Below are 14,831 nucleotides of genomic sequence, written 5' to 3'. Positions count from 1 at the left end.
ATAGCACATTGTTCGATATATGCTCATTACAATCTCCTTAACCAATCATTTTTTTTACTACGTATACTCTTCTGCCTAACCAGGCGAGTGCAGCGACCCCAATGCTACCAGTAACCGCTTTTTGTTTGGCATCTTGCTCTTCTTCGTACTCTTTAAAACCAAGCTCATAATAATGCGTGTAAAGTGGCTCAGCTTTCTTATAATCAGACGGGATTACAAAATCATCGCCTTGTTGCCCTAACATAAAACCGGCATCTCCGATTTTTACAGCTTCTTTATTGGAAGCAAAACCTTCCTCATGCCATTCTTTGAATTTTTCGTTCGTTAAATCAGGTTCATGATACTTAATCATTGTAAAGGCTGCTTCATAACCTTGTTGGACATACTCTTGTTTTAATTCATTTTGTCCTTTATCGTACCCATTTTGATACGAGTTACCATAAACTTTCTCCACATCTGTTGGAGGGGAATATGTATCTTTTTTGCCGTCTTCATAGCCTAGCTCCGTAAATTTCTTTTTCTTTGTTTCCACTCGTTCCGTTACTGCCTGATTAAAACCACTTTCAAAAGAATTTTTAAGTCCTTGGTGATTTAAATATTTACCAGCTATTGCAATATTGTCTTGTTTTTGACCTAGAGCATATCCTTCTCTACTAGCTTTTACTTTTTCACCCTCAATTTTCGTTTTACCTTCTTTATAGCCTTTATCGTACCCGCTTGTATACCCTTGTTTGAAAGTAGAGGAATCATTTGAAGTAACGTTATTAGATGGAACTTCATTATATCCATCACTTAAACCTTGATTATATCCTTGTTTTTCTCCGTTTTTAATCGCTAGTTGTTCTTCCTTGTATTGAACTTGTTCTGGACTGTTATTTATTTTCGTTTTGTCATACGAACTAGGTGCTTCACATGGGATTCCATCGTCTACCTTACCGTTGCCCCAACCATCGAGATTTTCCGGATCATTTGTTGCAGAGTAGCCTTTTGAGTTCCAGTAACTTACTACTTCATCATATGAAGCAAAGTCTGAACAATTTTTATCCGTTCTTTTAATTGTGGGACTGCTATTTATAGAACTACTCTTTGTAGAACTTCCTCCATTATGATAGTGGTAACCTGAGCACAATCCCTTCGCTTGAGACTTTTCGCTACAGTTATGCCCACCACTTGAATCGGTTCTTCCAGAGTGAGCAAAAGTCATTGTTCCAAACAAAAAAGTAAATAATAGTGTAAAGATAACTATTTTTTTATTCACAATTTTCTCTCCTTAATCAAATTTATATATACTACAGGAACAAAAGAATATTAGAAACTTGTCTATTCTGTTGCAAATTAACTACCTTTTTTTGTAGCAGATATATACATAGTAATGGATGATAGTGGTAAAGTCTAACTATTATTAGTTATAGAGGGTAAATATTCCATTAATTGAACGAGGACTTCCTTTGTAGAATAGAGGGAAGGGTTTTGTTTATATATTAATCTACTTTTTTCTAGAAAACTGTATCATAGCTAAAATTTTATCAGGGTCCCATATGCAGAAACTTGGACAAAAAGAGGAAATGTATATTTTAAATGGAATAATAAAATAAGAGTTTTTTATCAAAGTATGTGTAATTCCTTCAGTATCTTTAAAGAAGACCATCCGCGTTTCTGTACTTCCCATTTTGGCAACGACAAATGTACCTTTTTAAGATTAATTGGAATAGAGGATTTCGGTACTGATCCGGAGTTCTCTTATTTTTGCTGTTCATGGGAGCTTTTACTCCGATACTATTCAGGAGTCATAATATATATCTACACCTGGATTGAGAAATCTACGGAAACACTGATAAAAAATATTTTAAAATAATTTGTAACGAAATAGAGGGTCGTGGTATTAATACTACGAACAACAAGAAGGTGAGGGCAGTTATGAACAAGCTAGAGGAACAATATGAACAAATTCATCCAAAACTCTATGCGTTTTTTTTATCTAAGACAGGAAATCGGATGACTGCTCAAGATCTTTGCCACGATACCTTTTATGAAGCCTGTAAAAGTATTGGCTCCTTTAATGGACATTCCACTTTGTCGACATGGATATTCTCGATTGCGGGGAATTTACTAAAAAAATATTACCGGAAAAACAAGTATCAGCAAAGCTTAATGCAAAAACTCGCAGCGATTCCAGAAACTGAAATGCAATCACTAGAAGAGTTAGCAGAAATCCATGAAGACACAAGAATACTTTTACATCATATTTCAAAACTAGATGATGCCTCAAGGGAAATTGTATTGCTGCGCATATATGGAGAACTGAGCTTTGCAGAAATTGGTGTCTTAATTGGTAAATCAGAGAACTATGCGCGGGTGACGTTTCACCGGCTGAAATTAAAGATTCAAAAATTAATGGAGGCGACTTTATGAACAAGGAATGTCCGATTGTACAAGATCTTTTACCTTTATACGAGGAAGATTTGCTTCAGCTAGGGACAAAACAATTTGTCGAGGAACACTTGAAAAGTTGCCAAGAGTGCCGCCAGATTGCAGAACAATCTCAAATTCCGCTGCCTGTTGAAGTAGAACGTGGCGGTGGCTCTAAAAAAATGATTCGGAACATCACACTGAAGCTGACAACGATACAGATTTTCTTTATTGCGATTGCCTTTATATTGGCAATGGGGACGACCGTGATGAATAACAATAGTGGTTTTATCCTTACCTATGCCTTACTGGGCGCGGTAACATATTTATTTTACCGCTCAATTCTTATTGCCGTTCTGCTTGCAGGGATACCGAATTTTATATGGAACAGTCTGTTGTATATGACGGATTGGTTCGGTAACTTTTATGCAGAAAGCTTTTTGGAAGGTTTTCTCATCGCACTCACAGCCGTGATTGTCCATTTAATATTTACTTTTATCGGAATTGTTATCGGCTTTTGCATTCTTAAAATAAGAGAGGAAAATTAATATGAAAAAGAAAATATTATATAGCGTAATCGCTGTTTTATTAATAGGTGTCCTAGTATTCGCTTACATGCAAATGAGCGGCAATACATTGGATAAACAAAAAGCAAAGGAAAGCTTAGAAACATTTTTGCAAGAAACTTATCCGGACACGGACTATGAGATTAAACAGGTAGGATACGGTTGGACAGATGACACGTATCAGTTTGAAGTGGTGAAAAAGGACTCGCTGGCAGTTGAAACTACCTATACGTTTTATGTTTCTGGTTTTGAGCCCTATGAAGTTTTTAGTGATACAATTCATGAAACCAACATAGACAATGAGGTATCCGACAAGCTGAATACGGAAGCAGAGCAGTATATTTTAACACTGCTTCAGGGAGAAGTGCCGCAAGTTGATTCAGTGACTACAAATGTGGAAGTATACAACAATGTTAAAGAGACTTGGACACCGAAGCTAAAAACACCCAAGCCGATGCACATTATGCTTGAAGTTGAAAAAGGCGAGTTGACAAAAGAACAAATGTTGGAACAATGTAAGGAAATACAGGAGTTACTGAATAATGAATCCATTAATTATTATCTGACTGAGGTAGGGTATCGCAGTTTGGAAAACGAAGAAGAAATGTATACGTATGTCGGTTTTACTCCAGATCAGGAATTGACATTGAATGTTTTAGATTAAAGCGAATTTCTGTAATAGCATTAGTCCAGTTAGCGCATAATAACTTAGATTGATAATTTGCCTCTAAAATGATGAAGTTGTATATTTAGGTTGTTAGTAACAAAAATTTATTAACGATACTGGGAACAATCACGTTAGGTTTGTGGTTTTTCTGAGAAGGAGAAATTGTATTGAAATTAAAAGACAAGGTAGTGATCATTACAGGTGGTGCAGGTGGTATTGGTGCTGGTATAGGTCGTGCAATGGTGAAAGAGGGAGCAATTGTTGTGGCAGTTGATCTCAATCCGGAAGCCGGCGCAAACGTATTAGCGGATTTACAGCAACATTCACCACAATCTAGCTTTATTGAATTTGATTTAACAAAGCATGATCAACTAAAAAATGTCGTGGAACAAGTTGTCGAGAAATATGGTCGTTTAGATGTGTTAGTAAATAATGCACATGCTTCTAAGCAAGTTCCATTCCTTGAAACAACTCCAGAACATTTAGCATTGTCAATGGATACAGGCTTCTATCCTACATGGTATTTAATGCAGGCTGCTATTCCACATTTAAAGAAAACGCGTGGTAATATTATTAACTTTGCTTCAGGTGCCGGATTAAAAGGACATAAAACACAAGCTGCCTATGCTGCAGCGAAAGAAGCGATTCGCGGTATTACGCGTGTTGTAGCAAATGAATTTGGTGCAGATGGTATTACAGCGAACCTGATTTCACCAATCGCCAATTCGGAAGGTGTACAAGCATGGGCGAAAGCACAGCCGGAATATTATGAAGGGGTACTTGCAGGTATTCCGATGGGTAAATTCGGTGATCCGGAACAAGATATCGGACGTGCTGCTGTCTTTTTAGCTTCAGAAGACTCTAAATATATAACAGGTCAAACATTGATGGTTGATGGCGGCTCGATTATGCTCCATTAACATCGTACATTAAATTAATACAACGAAACGGATATAGGGGTGACCCCCTGATATCTCTATAAACCATGCAAAAGACGCTTTCTTATTAAGAAGGCGTCTTTTTTGCTTGATATAGTAATACAGGTAAATGCAGTTTTATTTCTCAAATGGAATACCCAACAATTCTGGAACTGTGACAAATTCATAGCCTTGCTCTTGCAGTTTTGGAATAATTTGTTGAAGTGATAAGATTGTATTCGTTCGATCCCCAGTCGATTCTGCACCATCATGCATGAGAATAATCGCGCCTGGATGAATGTTGTCTACTACTCGCGAAGCAATAACTTCTGGCGGATCTTCTTGCCAATCCAACGAATCAATATCCCAGGCAATTACGTTATAGTTCATTTTCCCAAGCTTCTCGACTAATTCATTGTATAGGAAGCCATAAGGTGGTCTAAATAATTTTGTCCGGTAACCAATAATTTCGTTAAGGGCATCTTCCGTTCTCGTTACTTCCCTCTCAAGCGTTCCGAGGTCAGCTTCTTCGACAAGGTTAGGGTGGGCGTAGGTATGATTTCCGATTACATGCCCCTCGTTTTGCATTCGCTTGACAATTTCAGGGTTAGCAACGGCTTTTGAACCTAGTACGAAGAACGTTGCTGGGACATTGTACTGTTTTAATACATCTAATACATCATTTGAAAATCGAGGATCAGGACCATCATCAAAAGTTAAAGCAATTCGTTTTTGATCAGTAGGACCTTGTAAGAAAAACATTTCTGGATACCGTTGTTGTAGAATTCTTAGGTCAACAGGCTGCTCAGGATCCCGCACGGAAATCTTAGTTACTCCTATATGGTCAGATAAATCTTGTTCCGCATTAACCTGTAAGTCAGCTTTCAACCATTGCCTTGCACCATCTGCCAAGTGTCCCTCGTTCGCATAAACGCTCATGATAATTGTTATAGGCAAACAAAATATAAACCCTGTAACCAACAACCACTTGACTATTCGTTCTTTCATCCATTCACCTCCTTTTTTATATTGATGCCCCTTTTAGAGAGGGCTATCCTAACTTAAATGTGTTTATATTTCTCATAATTGTTTAAAAGTAATTTCGAATGTTAGATCCGTTTTCATTCATAACCTTAGGAGTCCAGAGGAAAGAGCTTGTCCGATTATAAATGATGGGGATCGTCAAATAGCCCCAACACTAATGGAGGTGGGGGCTTGTTGTAGATTTCCTTCAACATTTAGGCTTCTTTCTATGAGAAGTTTCAGTTATTGTCACTTTAAATAAAAAGATGAACCATCAATGATTTCAACATCTTCAAGAAGTTTTATTTCCTCCATCAAATGAAATAACGCTTCATCTTTCTTTTTTGCCTCAATCATACAATGTATTTCCGGTACTGTTCCTTTGATTTCTTTTAAAAATCTGAAAAACATGTCTACCTCTACATAATCAGAATGATGGCGGAATTCTCTCTCACTTTTAGGACTTGAAATATGCATTTTTATTGGCAACGGGGAATCCTTCCAAGTAGCTACAATTCGGTTCCACTTATCATCCCATTTTTCATCATAATGATGAGCAAGATGGTGATGATAATCAAATACAAGAGGTATTTCTAATTTTTCACACAAATATAGCGTATCATCAACTGTAAAAGAAGTATCGTCATTTTCAAGGATAATCATTTTTTGAATTGCTCTTGGAACATCCATCCAATTATCAACGAATTGCTCCAAAGAATTCTCGGTATCTTTATAGTTGCCACCAACATGAAGAACACATCGGTGTGTCGGATTGATTTTCATTCCCTTTAACAATAAATAATGCATCTTTAACGTTTTTAAAGAGTTTTTGACTACTTCTGTTTTAGGTGAATTCAAAACGACAAAATGATCAGGATGAAAATCAATTCGTATATTATGTTTCGTTGCGTACTCACCAATTTCAGTTAACTTCTCTAATAAGGGTTTTATATAATTCCAATCAGGCAGTTCTTCATGGTTAGCTAGAGGAATCAATCGAGATGTTAAGCGATAGAAATGAATGTCCTTAAAGACATTATGTTTTAATAGCCTAAATGTGTTTTCTAAATTTTTTAGTGCAATCCGCTCTAATTTTCGTATCGCCGCTTCACGATCAATAATTTTTTGAAATTGAGTAAACGTCATCGTTTGAGACGGAGAAGCATTTTTTAGCTCCATACTCATCGCAACATATCCTAATCGTACAATCGTCATTAACCCACCTCAACTGTAGTATGTATGGTAGTAGACAAATTTATTATCCAATACTGCATTCCGATTAAAATAAATCGCATTTTTTCCTTTTTTTCTTTCTAATCAGATGAAGAGTGCCTTTTAATAAATTTAATAACTATTTTTGAGAATAAGAAGAAATAATTCAATTTCTAATGAAAAAACCGCCTTTCAGATATATGAAGGCCGTTTTTTCCTTTATGAGCAGTTCTTTAATATAAAGTTGGAGTTGGGGGAGAACAATGGTAGGAAACAATATCACTTAAAGCAATCGAATATTGATTCCATCTTCCACCGAAAAATCTAAAACCATAAACTCTTGATTCTCCGACAGCTGTTAAGTAAAACCAAAAGTTGTCATTGTTCCTAAGCCACATATACGTGAAGCGGTATAAACAATTTTGAATCCCTCTAGTATTTTGGTCAAAATGCATTTGTTCCATATTTCGCATCAGTCAAGATACACTCCTTTGAAAATTAGACATATAACCAGTTTATGCTTAGGGAAAAAGCTATAGGGGATACTTGCCCTGAATAGTTATGTAAGATGTTAAGTAAGACTGCTTAAGCAAGAAGTACATTTAATCATTACTACAAATTGATTGTTGATCTTTAACGCTATATTCGTTAAAAGTAGACGTTGCAGATTAAACGCTAGTGGGGGAGAATAAAAAAATCCGAAATTGGAATAAGCTTAAAAGACCAAATCATATGTGATTTGGTCTTTTAAAAAATGATAAAAAATGGCCTATTACTAAAGACTGTCAGCAGGTATTTGAATTATTAGATGCCTCAACAAAATGGTGTTGCCAAGATTATAATGATCCATTAGCATCCCGGTTTATGCCCCCTGCAATAGTGCCACGCTTTCTTGAATAGGCATATTCCGAACCAAATAAAGGTTAGGAAGCCAATTAACGCAATTAGAATGTTTAAAATATTTCCAAGAGCTCCACCTAGACCGATTAATACCAAAAAATCAGTAATGAACCCTAATAAGGATAGTAGCAGCCATATTACACCTGTGAGAAATCCAAGGAAAATTCCAACAATACTATTTTGATTATTCATAGAAACACCTCCTTTAAAAGTGGTTCATTATTACAATATGTGAATGAAGGTAATATGGTTAGGTTATCTAAATTAAGACTTAAGGCTTATTACAGTCATATTTTTCATTTTATTGCCATATTGTTGGGCGAAGATTATAGGGTTCTATGAATAATTGAAACTGAAGAATTATACTTAAAGAGGACAGTTACTATAGCTATGTAAACAAGGTAGTAAATTATAATTTTTCAAGGGGCGCAACAACCAAAAAAATAAGTACGGGGGATAAAAATATGAAACAATTAGGAACACTCTACTTCTTCTGTGGAAAAATGGGTGCAGGAAAGTCAACTAAATCTAAACAATTGGCTATAGAAAAACAAGCGGTACTGTTATCTGAGGATGAATGGCTTTCAACTCTTTATCCCAATCAGATCTCAACATTTAAGGACTATCTAAAATTCTCAGCTCAGTTCAAGCCAATGGTAAAGAAACTTGTCCAAAATATATTAAGTGTTGGGACTAATGTAGTGATGGATTTTCCGGGTAACACTCAAAAACAGCGAAAGTGGTTTTTGGATATAGTATTGGAAATCAATGCAAACCACCAACTAATTTACTTGAATTTAAATAATGAGCAATGCTTACGGCAAATTGCACAACGACGTAAGGAACAACCCGAAAGAGCAGCTTTCGATACAGTAGAGACGTTTCTTTATGTTACTAAATTTTTTGAAGCACCAAAAGCTTCCGAAGGGTTAAATATTATAGAGGAATAACAGGAATTTCAATAAGCTTAATAGCACTGAAACAGCCAATAAAAAACCATCCAATTCTCAACAGCTGTCGCTTGATTGGAATTAGGGTTAATACATCAAAAAGGCTTAGAGATAAAAACTCTAGGCCTTTTTTTATTGAAGAATCGGCGTACTTAGGCGAACTTCAGCTTAAGGAGGATCATTTCCGAAGCGAAAGATGCATTGTGAGTCCGGTATTGTACCGGGCTCATTTTTAATTCATGCATTTGAACCCTATAAATTAATAAAAGCCCCTGACAAAATAAGGGGCTGTTGTGAAATCACGAACATCATCGTTACTTGTCCTTCTTATCCTGATACATGTATGCATCCGCTTCCTGGATAAGTTTCTGAAAGCTTTTTCCGTGCTGAGGATAAATGGCATAGCCGACGGAAGCCTTAACATTCGGGAAGTTCTCCACGCTTTCCAGTGTAATCGCTCGTTGGAGTTCTGTTACGTAATCGTCGGCTGATTTTTCTTTCATATTGTCAACGAGAACAACGAATTCATCGCCACCCCATCTTGCAACTAAATCATGTTTCCCAACAAATTTGTTTAATGCTGCGGCAACTTGCACGAGCAGTTCATCGCCTTTATGATGACCGTATTCATCGTTTACTTCCTTAAATTTATTGAGGTCCAGCATGATGACCACTAATGATTGTTTCTTTATATCGCATATCTTTGCAGCCTTGTAAAAGTATTGCTCTACGATTCGCCGGTTATATGTACCGGTTAACGGGTCTCTTTCTGACAGGTACTTGGCCTTATCAAATTGCTTACCACCCGACCAGGCAATACTCAAAAAAATAGCCGTTAATATAAAAAATGTCCAATTAAAAGGCAAGGCCAAATACTGATGATAGTAGAAATAACGGATGATGTTAAATAAGAGCACAATTCCAACTGCCAATATTCTTCCCCTGTAGGGCATCTTATCACCTTTTTTATCTTTATTTTAAAAAGTAATTTTATATCAGTAATAGGGTTTTGCAAAGTAAAAGGTGGGGAATTTTCTAACTAGAAACAATATAGGAAATAACTGTATTTCTATAAAAGATTTCGCATATAGCTACTAGCCCATTTCAGTTTGCCTGGAAATTTTGAAGTTTCCAAGAAGTTGAATAAATATGAAACTAATTTCCAATATTTCCGTCAGTACAGCACACTACTGGTTTAAAGGTTTTTTTGCGTTCGTAGTTGCAGTAATTTGTAGAGGCATGTGAAACCCCAAACTATTAAATGAAGAGAAAGGAAGCGAGGAAATGAAAAATAGACTAGTTGTACTGCTGAGTGTACTTTTACTGATGTGTAGCCTGCCTTTATCTGGCACAGTTGCCGCAAGTACAAAGAAATTTACGGACGTTCCATCATCAAAGCATTTTGCCGAAGCAGTCTATGATTTGGCGGAGCGTAATATTATCGGAGGGTATCCGGATGGTACGTTCAAACCCGGTAACACCATTTCGAGAGGACAGGCAGCTGCGATTATTGCAAAAATGATCAAACTAGATATGTCCGCCGTGAAGAATCCCGGGTTTAATGATGTCACACCAGCGAACGGTTACTATAAAGCGATTGCAGCGCTGGCGGAAAAAGGTATTATCAGTGGCTATGGAGACGGTCATTACGGGCCGAACGATTCTATTAAGCGGGGACAGATGGCTTCGATCCTTGTTAAAGCGTTCGATCTGCCACGCTATAACGACAATAACAATTCTATCAATAATCCTTTTAAAGATGTAGAAGTTTATAGTTACCCACCATCTCATGGCGTTAATATTCTAATTCTTTACAAGCTAGGCATCGCAAGTGGAACATCTCCCGATAAATTCAGCCCGAATGCTTTTATCACAAGGGGACAAGCAGCCAAAATGTTGAAAGCAACTGAAGATATGAAACCAACGATGATTACGCTGGAGGCTAGTGACATTGGTTTGGATAATATTAGGTATATAAAGACTGATCAGAATGATACGAGAGTGTTTGACGGAATTTTAGTGAAAGGTAAAGAGCTACCGACAGGCGTAAGAGAAGGTAGTATTCAGTTCGTTCCATTAAAGGAGGGGATTGGCACGCTAGTTGTAACTGGTTCAAAGTCAAACAGTACGGTCTATAAAAAATATTATGTGCATATTCAAAAAGAAAATGGTGAGCTGAAACTGTCACTGGAGGAAACAGATGATCATTTGCCGACAACAGTAAATTTATTGCTTTTAAATAGTAAGGGTGAATTGCCTGGAGAAGTGGTTCAGAACGTATCCCTTTCTACGATGGACGGAAAGCTGTTGTCTAACAATATCGAGTTTGAATATTGTATGTATGATGAATCTATTTGTTTTGATATCGATCAGCCCGGCCAGTATATCGCCACTGTTCTTTTTGCTGATGGGAAAGAAGTACGGTACGGAATCGAAGTGAAATCACATGATTCGGATTTTTACTATGGCGTCAGGACAGTGAAAGAAAACATTTCTGATGTATACGATATGGGGGCTGACTACAACATAGGCAAGCATATAATACAGACGAAAGATGCAGAACAGATTGCCACTATTACGAGAGATCCAGGTACTAATCTGTTTCGTGCCCACGCTGCAGGTCAAAAAGAAGGCGAGGTTTTTATTGGTTTCGAACATAAGGTAACCGAAAAATATTGTGATGAAACATGGTGTTACTTAAACGACTGGATAGGTATTAATGTAATAGTAGAGCGAATCGGTTCCATTTCGAGCGTTAGAATATACAGGACACCTCCTTACTGATCAGGCCAAAATAAAACTATAAAAAACACTACTCAAAATATGGAGAAAGAAAATTTAAAAAGATTAGCAAATACCCTTATTTGCTAGTCTTTTTAGTTAAATAAAGGCAAGTGCTATGTGAGATCATCACCTAATTCTATTTAAAATCCTCACTCGGTACGTCTTAAACATGATATATACCATGATGTAAATGGCAATCGAGGAGATAACTATATTGCACATGGCACCTGTTAGAAATATAAATCCACTAGAATGAGAACTCACAATACCTGTATATGTATGTTCAATTGCATCTATGTACTCTACTTCATCGAGTTCATCGACTTTTGTATTTCGATCGAGTAGTAAACTTCCGACCTTATAATTTAAAAAGAAAAGCAGTGGCCAAATAAACGTTCCCAGGACACCGCCGACAAGTGCGGAAACGGTATTCGCCTTTAGGAACCGTGCCATCCCGACGGAAAGAATGGGGCCGAGTCCGAATGTAGGAAACCAGCTAGGAATAAACCCAATTGTTACCCCTGACGCAACTTGATGGGGACCAGATTTAAGCCGAAACAGCCGGAGTAAATTATATTTAATGATTCGCGTTATTTTCATAGATGTCTATCCTCTCCAAGTACTTCATCGCAACGGTAACAATCAATACCGATGTGTCTCCTATAGACAGATTATACCGAACGTAAGAAAATTCTTATGCTATTGTATTAAATGAATAAAATGTTTTATGAGGAGTAGATTGTAAATTATACATTATCTGTCTAAGTCGAACATTACAAGCAAAAGTGCCCCCTGAAAAATCAGGAGGGCACTTTTGGCTAACATTTAATAAAACAGTTGCATAGAGGCATAAGCGGGTAGTGTACTGGATCTATGCTTTTTTCTAATTTTCGTTTCCGTCACAGTAAGAAGCGATAACAGCAGCCATTGCTTTGGCACTTATAATAAGGCTTTCTTCATTAATATCAAATTTAGGATGATGATGCGGATATACTTCACCTGACGCTGGCATCGCACCGACATAGAAGAAACAGCCCGGTACTTTTTCAAGATAATAGGCAAAATCCTCTGAAGGCGGCAGTGGCGGTGTTTCTAAAACGGCCTCCACTTCAGGAATGGCTGCCAGCTCCAAAGCCTGACGTACATGTTCCGTTACTACAGGATGATTATTCAAAACAGGGTAGTCGTTGAGGTAATCTAGATGACATGTGACGCCAAATGATTTTTCCAACCCTTCGGTAAAAGCACGAACTTCAGCTTCTACTATTTCCCGGGTTTCAGGGGTCATTGTACGAACATCACCTTCGATTGTCACGGAATCCTTTATCACGTTAAAGGTACCTTTCCCGTCCAGATTTCCGATCGTAACGGACGCTGTATCAAATGGGTTAATGCGGCGGCTGACGATTGTTTGCAGATTCATGACAAATGAACTTGCGGCAATAATTGCATCATTTGCAAGATGCGGGGATGATCCATGTCCGCCTTTACCTTGAACGACAAGTTTAAAATAGGATCTGCCTGTTTGCGTGTTGCCGCTTCTGTAATAAATATGACCTGTCTTCATGTTGCTCATGACATGGATTCCGATGATAGCATCAACGCCATCCAGTACACCTGCATTGATCATTCCGATCGCACCACCTGGAGGCGCTTCTTCAGCGGGTTGATGAATTACTTTAATCGTACCTTTTAATTCATTTTTAAACTCCGCCAACGTTTGCGCCAAAACGAGCATATAGGCTGTATGACCGTCATGCCCACATGCATGCATGACCCCTTCATTTTTTGAAGCGAAAGACAGACCGGTTTCTTCCTGGATCGGCAACGCATCGAAATCAGCACGAATGGCAATTGTTTTTCCTGGTTTTGCCCCTTGAATCGTTACAACGACACCACGTTCGCCCCCAAAGTTTGTTTCAACCGAATCGACCGGAACATCAACATAAAACTCCTGAATATACTTGGCTGTCTGCTCTTCTTGAAAGGAAAGCTCCGGATGTTCATGGAGATAGCGGCGGATTTCAATAATGCGCTCCTTTTTTTCATCTAATCTTTTCATTAAATTGTCTAATAACATTTGATAATCTCCCTATTTATAAAATGGACATGGCTGATCAATGCATGTCCATTCGGTATTTAAATCGTTTCTAAGTTTTGAGCTTCCTGCTTTCTTCTGCCCGAAGCAGGTCGATTCGGTTTTAGACCGGCTGCAGCGATGATTCCTAAAACTGCACAGGCAATGATGTACAGAAATGCAGAGGCATAAATTCCATCAAATACTTCAATTAAATAGCCCATAACCATTGGTGCGAGGAATGCTCCAATCATTCCGCCAAGATTAATCATTCCAAAAGTTGATCCAATCACATTTTTCGAGAATAATTTATGCGGAAGGCTGAAGATGATCGCTACAATTGGTCCGTGGAAAAGCATACAGATGGATTGGTAAATAATAACGAGAGTGACTGACGGCGCATTGAATAATAAATAAAGAGATCCGATCATGATGATAAAGCTTATAATCGCAAGGTATTTCTCTTTTCCCATTAATAAAGATTTAATCAGCTGTCCGCCGACGATAACTCCTATAGCACCAGCCAGAGCCGGAATGGATGTCAGCATCCCCATTGACATCAAATCAAGGCCTCTCACATCTACAAGATATGGCGGCATCCATGAGATAAGCCCCCAAATGACCGTACTTACGCCAAACCACATAATGGCCAACTGCCAGCTTGTAGGAATTTTTAACACATCTTTAAAGGATGCTTTTTGAACTGTTTCTTCCTCAACTAGTTCTACCTGCATATTTTGCGGACTTAAATAATACCAGAGTAGGGCTGCAACAAAGAGACCTAAAATTCCAATCGCGAAAAAGAGGTTTTGCCAGCCGATCCATACAAGTAACGGAGTGGCGATTAAAGGAGCAATCACACCTCCAAGTGAATTCGATGACATCATAATCGTTTGGGCACTTGTCCGTTCTTTCTTTGGAAAGACATCTGCTATTGCTTTTGAACTTGCAGCAGGATATCCGCCTTCACCAAGACCGAACATGAAACGAATAATAATCATCGACATTAAAGACCAGGCCATGCCGGTAAAAACGGTAAATAAAGACCATAAAACAATGGAGATCACAATGACCTTTCTGGAACCGAATTTATCGGCAAGCCACCCCCCAGGTAATTGCATTAATGCATAACCGGCAAAAAAACTACTCAGTACAACACCCATTACAGACGGACTAAGATTAAAGTCTTTTGCAATTTCCACAATTCCGACATTCATTGCCATTCTGTCAAGATAGGATAAACACCATCCTAAAAATAGCAGTGAAAGTATTATGTGCCTCTTTTTATTAGGAACTTGTTCATTTTTCATAAATAACCTCCCCCTG

14 protein-coding genes are annotated in these 14,831 nt (G+C 37.8%); 6 read left to right on the top strand and 8 right to left on the bottom strand.

The window, feature by feature from the left end; genetic code table 11:
- Nucleotides 1-37: 37 nt before the first annotated feature.
- Nucleotides 38-1,258, bottom strand: coding sequence for a YHYH domain-containing protein (locus MHB58_RS16280; RefSeq protein ID WP_340735621.1), 1,221 nt, complete (start codon nucleotides 1,256-1,258; stop codon nucleotides 38-40).
- Nucleotides 1,259-1,917: 659 nt separating this feature from the next.
- Between MHB58_RS16280 and MHB58_RS16275 the strand changes: the two genes are divergently transcribed.
- The 4 genes from MHB58_RS16275 (at nucleotide 1,918) to MHB58_RS16260 (ending at nucleotide 4,562) form a co-directional block, all read left to right on the top strand.
- Nucleotides 1,918-2,412 (top strand): RNA polymerase sigma factor, encoded by a 495-nt coding sequence (locus tag MHB58_RS16275; protein WP_065216798.1) that lies wholly within the window; start codon nucleotides 1,918-1,920, stop codon nucleotides 2,410-2,412.
- Nucleotides 2,409-2,957, top strand: a complete 549-nt coding sequence (locus MHB58_RS16270) for a zf-HC2 domain-containing protein (protein ID WP_340735620.1) — start codon at nucleotides 2,409-2,411, stop codon at nucleotides 2,955-2,957. The genes MHB58_RS16275 and MHB58_RS16270 overlap by 4 nt, the downstream gene beginning before the upstream one ends.
- 1 nt (nucleotide 2,958) lies before the next feature.
- On the top strand, nucleotides 2,959-3,639 hold the full coding sequence (locus MHB58_RS16265; protein ID WP_340735619.1) for a YfjL-like protein: 681 nt from the start codon (nucleotides 2,959-2,961) through the stop codon (nucleotides 3,637-3,639).
- Between the two features lie 170 nt (nucleotides 3,640-3,809).
- Complete coding sequence (locus MHB58_RS16260; RefSeq protein ID WP_339263089.1) at nucleotides 3,810-4,562, top strand: SDR family NAD(P)-dependent oxidoreductase; 753 nt, start codon at nucleotides 3,810-3,812, stop codon at nucleotides 4,560-4,562.
- Between the two features lie 135 nt (nucleotides 4,563-4,697).
- On the opposite strand, the gene MHB58_RS16255 is transcribed toward MHB58_RS16260, so the two are convergent.
- The 3 genes from MHB58_RS16255 to MHB58_RS16245 form a co-directional block, all read right to left on the bottom strand.
- Nucleotides 4,698-5,567, bottom strand: coding sequence for a polysaccharide deacetylase family protein (locus tag MHB58_RS16255; protein ID WP_340735618.1), 870 nt, complete (start codon nucleotides 5,565-5,567; stop codon nucleotides 4,698-4,700).
- A gap of 264 nt (nucleotides 5,568-5,831) precedes the next feature.
- Nucleotides 5,832-6,797: a UV DNA damage repair endonuclease UvsE gene (gene uvsE, locus MHB58_RS16250; RefSeq protein ID WP_340735617.1), complete on the bottom strand. Its 966-nt coding sequence runs from the start codon at nucleotides 6,795-6,797 to the stop codon at nucleotides 5,832-5,834.
- Nucleotides 6,798-7,643: 846 nt separating this feature from the next.
- Entirely contained in the window at nucleotides 7,644-7,886 is a 243-nt protein-coding gene (locus tag MHB58_RS16245; RefSeq protein WP_014822855.1) for a hypothetical protein, read from the bottom strand.
- A 272-nt stretch (nucleotides 7,887-8,158) separates the two neighbouring features.
- Here MHB58_RS16245 and MHB58_RS16240 point away from each other — a divergent pair, with 272 nt between their 5' ends.
- Nucleotides 8,159-8,644, top strand: coding sequence for an AAA family ATPase (locus MHB58_RS16240; RefSeq protein ID WP_340735616.1), 486 nt, complete (start codon nucleotides 8,159-8,161; stop codon nucleotides 8,642-8,644).
- A gap of 314 nt (nucleotides 8,645-8,958) precedes the next feature.
- Here MHB58_RS16240 and MHB58_RS16235 read toward each other — a convergent pair whose 3' ends face one another.
- The gene (locus MHB58_RS16235; protein ID WP_340735615.1) at nucleotides 8,959-9,576 is read right to left on the bottom strand and encodes a GGDEF domain-containing protein; all 618 of its coding nucleotides are present in this window, start codon (nucleotides 9,574-9,576) and stop codon (nucleotides 8,959-8,961) included.
- Between the two features lie 352 nt (nucleotides 9,577-9,928).
- Here MHB58_RS16235 and MHB58_RS16230 point away from each other — a divergent pair, with 352 nt between their 5' ends.
- Entirely contained in the window at nucleotides 9,929-11,428 is a 1,500-nt protein-coding gene (locus MHB58_RS16230) for an S-layer homology domain-containing protein (RefSeq protein ID WP_340735614.1), read from the top strand.
- Between the two features lie 126 nt (nucleotides 11,429-11,554).
- Here MHB58_RS16230 and MHB58_RS16225 read toward each other — a convergent pair whose 3' ends face one another.
- The 3 genes from MHB58_RS16225 to MHB58_RS16215 all read right to left on the bottom strand — a co-directional run bounded on the left by MHB58_RS16225 (nucleotide 11,555) and on the right by MHB58_RS16215 (nucleotide 14,815).
- Nucleotides 11,555-12,028, bottom strand: coding sequence for a DUF2062 domain-containing protein (locus MHB58_RS16225; RefSeq protein WP_340735613.1), 474 nt, complete (start codon nucleotides 12,026-12,028; stop codon nucleotides 11,555-11,557).
- Nucleotides 12,029-12,311: 283 nt separating this feature from the next.
- Nucleotides 12,312-13,508 carry a M20 family metallopeptidase gene (locus MHB58_RS16220; protein WP_340735612.1) on the bottom strand — a complete coding sequence of 399 codons (1,197 nt, stop codon included), beginning with the start codon at nucleotides 13,506-13,508 and terminating at the stop codon, nucleotides 12,312-12,314.
- Nucleotides 13,509-13,567: 59 nt separating this feature from the next.
- On the bottom strand, nucleotides 13,568-14,815 hold the full coding sequence (locus MHB58_RS16215; protein ID WP_340735611.1) for an MFS transporter: 1,248 nt from the start codon (nucleotides 14,813-14,815) through the stop codon (nucleotides 13,568-13,570).
- Nucleotides 14,816-14,831: the final 16 nt, after the last annotated feature.

The organism is Solibacillus sp. FSL K6-1554 (genome assembly GCF_038005185.1).
Taxonomy (GTDB): Bacteria; Bacillota; Bacilli; order Bacillales_A; family Planococcaceae; genus Solibacillus; species Solibacillus silvestris.
Note: the sequence above shows the minus strand (reverse complement) of the source record. Positions and strands in the feature narration are given on the sequence as shown.